At 67.5% G+C, this 422-nt stretch carries 1 pseudogene; it reads left to right on the top strand.

Going from position 1 to position 422, the window contains the following annotated elements:
• Positions 1-422: pseudogene (locus D7X55_RS46840) on the top strand (flagellar basal body M-ring protein FliF); the annotation flags it as partial.

Raw genomic sequence — 422 nt, 5'->3', positions numbered from 1 at the left:
CCATCAACACGCTGCGCCCGGTGCGCGATTCGCGCGTGCACCTGGCCATTCCCAAGCCCAGCGCGTTCACCCGCCAGCGTGACGTGGCCAGCGCCTCGGTCACCCTGGAACTGCGTGGCGGCCAGCAGCTGGAACGCAGCCAGGTCGATGCCATCGTGCACATGGTCGCCGCCAGCATTCCGGACCTCGCGCCGGAACGGGTGACCGTGGTCGACCAGAGCGGGCGCATGCTCAGCATTACCGACCCGAACAGCGAGGCGGCGGTCAACGCGGCCCAGTTCGAGCAGGTGCGCCGCCAGGAAACTTCGTTCAACCAGCGCATCCGCGAACTGCTGGAACCGATGACTGGCCCCGGCCGCGTCAACCCGGAAGTGAGCGTGGACATGGATTTCTCGGTGACCGAGGAAGCCCGCGAGCTCTAC

It is taken from the genome of Corallococcus sp. AB049A, assembly GCF_003668885.1.
GTDB classification, from domain to species: domain Bacteria; phylum Myxococcota; class Myxococcia; order Myxococcales; family Myxococcaceae; genus Corallococcus; species Corallococcus interemptor.
This window is presented reverse-complemented; position numbering and strand designations above follow the sequence as displayed.